The organism is Psychromonas sp. SA13A (assembly GCF_011378715.1).
Classification (GTDB): Bacteria; Pseudomonadota; Gammaproteobacteria; order Enterobacterales; family Psychromonadaceae; genus Psychromonas.
The window spans coordinates 1-4,061 of record NZ_WTKU01000034.1; the positions used below are offsets into that span (position 1 = coordinate 1).

At 39.9% G+C, this 4,061-nt stretch carries 1 protein-coding gene and 4 tRNA genes; all 5 read right to left on the reverse strand.

What is annotated here, in order from left to right:
- A partial coding sequence (locus GQR44_RS18840) for an Ig-like domain-containing protein (protein WP_166373209.1) occupies positions 1–2,736 on the reverse strand: 2,736 nt, incomplete at its 3' end.
- Positions 2,737–3,666: 930 nt separating this feature from the next.
- A tRNA-Val gene (locus GQR44_RS18845) sits at positions 3,667–3,742 on the reverse strand.
- 25 nt (positions 3,743–3,767) lie between these two features.
- Positions 3,768–3,843: transfer RNA gene (locus GQR44_RS18850), tRNA-Val, on the reverse strand.
- 37 nt (positions 3,844–3,880) lie between these two features.
- Positions 3,881–3,956, reverse strand: a tRNA-Val gene (locus GQR44_RS18855).
- A gap of 26 nt (positions 3,957–3,982) precedes the next feature.
- Positions 3,983–4,058 (reverse strand) — tRNA-Val (locus GQR44_RS18860).
- Between the last annotated feature and the right edge of the window lie 3 nt (positions 4,059–4,061).

The following is a 4,061-nucleotide window of genomic DNA, read 5'->3' on the forward strand; positions in this document are numbered from 1 at the left end:
AGTAAAGCTATCCGTGCCGTTAAAGTCTGCATTCGGTGTGTATTTCACCGTGCCATCGGCATTAACTACTACTGAACCGTTACTACCTTGGGTAACAGAGGCTACTGGCGAGATCGCCGCTGCAGTGCCATCGGTTGAGTCATCATCATTCGCAAGCACATCGATATCAATCGCTGCATCTTCGTTAGTCGTCGCGGTATCGTTAGCTACAACGGTTAAATCATTAACCGCATCCACAGTGACATTAACCGTAGCTTCCTGACCTTCTTCGTTGGTATAAGTAAAGCTATCCGTGCCATTAAAGTCAGTATTCGGCGTGTATTTCACCGTGCCATCGGCATTGATAGTCACGATACCATTGGTACCTTGAGTCACGCTTTCTACTGGCGAAACCGCCGCATCTGATCCATCGGCTGAGTCATCGTCATTCGCTAACACATCGATATCAATGGCAGCATCTTCATTCAATATTCCAGTATCATTATTAACGAAGGTTAAATCATTCATTAACTCCACACTTGGATCCGCTGACGCCGGCTCGCCTCTCACCTCCGCATCACTTGGTGTTAAGGTAAATGCTGGTAATTCTTCACCGCTGTTCGCTAAGGCAGCACCCGCCTCGGTTAACACGACCGTACCATCAACCATTGCATAGTTAACGGTATCGCTTAATACAACAGTGACCGAGTCACTGTCTTCATCGTTCGTTTCAAACGTCGCTACCACCAATCCTGCCACGGTTTCTGCCGCATCTTCGGTGACGTTCGTCACTGAGGTGATATCAATCGTTGGGGCATCATTAGTCGCAGTAACACCTGGTTCAACAGAAACGGTTTCACCATTATCTTGACCATCAGTAGGAGTTAATGTGAAAGGAGGTAATACTTGACCGCTGTTCACCAAAGCAGCGCCTGCTTCTGTTAACACAACATTACCATTATCATCTAACGCATAGTTGATTATGTCATTCAAGATAACCGTCACATCGTCGCCATCTTCATCAGAGGTTTCAAACGTGGCAACCACAGCACCTTCAACGGCACTTCCATCATCTTCTGTAAAATCAGTGGTGCTAGTCAAAGTCAATACTGGGGCATCATTAGCCGCAGTAACACCTGGTTCAACAGAAACGGTTTCACCATTATCTTGACCATCAGTTGGGGTTAATGTGAAAGGAGGTAATACTTGACCGCTGTTCACCAAAGCAGCGCCTGCTTCTGTTAACACAACATTACCATTATCATCCAACGCATAGTTGATTATGTCATTCAAGATAACCGTCACATCGTCGCCATCTTCATCAGAGGTTTCAAACGTGGCAACCACAGCACCTTCAACGGCGCTACCATCATCTTCTATAAAATCAGTGGTGCTAGTTAATGTTAAGATCGGTGCATCATTAGTTGCAGTAATACCTGGTTCAACAGAAACGGTTTCACCATTATCTTGACCATCAGTTGGGGTTAATGTGAAAGGAGGTAATACTTGACCGCTGTTAACCAGAGCAGCGCCTGCTTCTGTTAACACAACATTACCATTATCATCTAACGCATAGTTGATTGTGTCATTCAAGATAACCGTCACATCATCGCCATCTTCATCAGAGGTTTCAAACGTGGCAACCACAGCACCTTCAACGGCGCTACCATCATCTTCTATAAAATCAGTGGTGCTAGTTAATGTTAAGATCGGTGCATCATTAGTTGCAGTAATACCTGGTTCAACAGAAACGGTTTCACCATTATCTTGACCATCAGTTGGGGTTAATGTGAAAGGAGGTAAGGCTTGACCGCTGTTAACCAGAGCAGCGCCTGCTTCTGTTAACACAACATTACCATTATCATCTAACGCATAGTTGATAGTGTCATTCAAGATAACCGTCACATCATCGCCATCTTCATCAGAGGTTTCAAACGTGGCAACCACTGCACCTTCAACGGCACTTCCATCATCTTCTGAAAAATCAGTGGTGCTAGTTAATGTTAAGATCGGTGCATCATTTGTAGTGGTAATACTTGGGTCATGGCTTACCGGTTGACCGTCAACTTGGCCATCATTTGGTGTTAATGTATATGGAGGCAAATCCTGGCCGTTATTAACCAAAGCCGCTCCAGTTTCTGTTAACACAACATTACCATTACCATCTAAGGCATAGTTTTCAGTGTCGCTTAAAGTAACTGTAACTTGATCACCATCTAAATCATTAATGGTATAAGTTGAAACCACGGCTCCAATGACTGCACTACCATCATCTTCGATAAAGTTGTTAGTATTTGTTAATGTAAGTGTTGCAGCAGAGTTAACATTAAAATTAGCATCGTCATCATTTTCGTCAGTAAACACTTGCGTATCTATAGTGGGGGTATTGAAGGCAGATGTTTGGAAAGCAGTGGTGGCAATAGTTTCGGCGCCATCTCGAGCGAAATCAACAACAGAAGAACTCCCTCCATTCGATAATTCACCGGCAGCAGTTTCAATATCTAAATCAAAGACCTCTTCGCCAAGCGCAAGTAACGCTTCTAAATCGTCAATATTTTCGATATCTGAGACAATCTCTTCTTCAGCTTCAACTTCAGAGACGGCATCATCCGTCGCAGTTGGGACTAATTGATCTTCCGTTGCAATTAATTGTTCTTCACCGGCTTTTAATTGCTGTTCAGCTTCAGTCACTTGTTGTTCATTTAGTACAACTTCAGTGTCATTCGTATCATCAACTAGATTATTTTGCTTTTCCATTATTTTTCCCCAACGCGACTATTCTAATTCTAATAAATAAACTATTAGAAAATTTAAAAAAAATACACAACAAACTTATCCTTTTTTTATTGCATATTTATTTTGTAAAAAATTATTTTTTTGATTATTGTTTCAAACTGTTTGTTAATGTCTATTTCTTATGTAAAACACTATAAATTATATATTCCAAAAAAATCAAATAAACCAATACTAAAGTAATAGAGATAAGTGTTTTAGTCAAATTTACATTTAGTATACGTTGCACCTTAACTATCTGATCACTTAGCTTATTTAAATTGATAAAAATTCATCTTCATTAGCTAGAAACCTTGATATGAGTGTCTTTATGAAAGCTGTTTATTATGCCCATACCAATAGAATGAAATGTTTATAGTGGTATCTGTTTACAGAAATAATATTAGTTATATCTTAAAATTATGATCATAATCTTTATTATACTGATAATGAAAAGAAACCTTGTTTTTTGTTCGATAAATGTAGACTAGTTAATAGAAGTATTAATGTAGATGTCGTTTATTTATATAAAGCATGTAGTGATCTCAATCGAGAACAAATGACTGAACTATCTAGGGTTAAGAATAAAGTAACTATAGAAGTCATTATTTGTAATAACCAATTGTTCTGACAACGGAAATAGACTGGAACAATTTTAAATCTGCTGATTAATTCTAAAAATTCTGAGAGTTATAGTAAGACGTTCCGAATTAAAGCAGTAACTAAAATGCCATTAATTTTAATAAGTATAAATCAATTAACTATTACTTAGATCTAAATAGCCACTTGTGACATAAAGGATTAGCTTCAGGTATAAAAATTAATATAGGTTCACAATGGATTTAAATGAGGATTATTTTCTATTTGTAGACTTATTAAGTTGATTATTTAATAAGTGAGTGACTAGATTAAAGATGGTGGGCGATACTGGGTTCGAACCAGTGACCCTCGCCTTGTAAGGGCGATGCTCTCCCAACTGAGCTAATCGCCCATCTTTAAATCTTTTTCAAATATCATGGTGGGCGATACTGGGTTCGAACCAGTGACCCTCGCCTTGTAAGGGCGATGCTCTCCCAACTGAGCTAATCGCCCATGATATTTTAATGCCGTACTGATAAAAACGTAAAGATGGTGGGCGATACTGGGTTCGAACCAGTGACCCTCGCCTTGTAAGGGCGATGCTCTCCCAACTGAGCTAATCGCCCATCTTTAAATCTTTTAATAAATATCATGGTGGGCGATACTGGGTTCGAACCAGTGACCCTCGCCTTGTAAGGGCGATGCTCTCCCAACTGAGCTAATCGCCCATG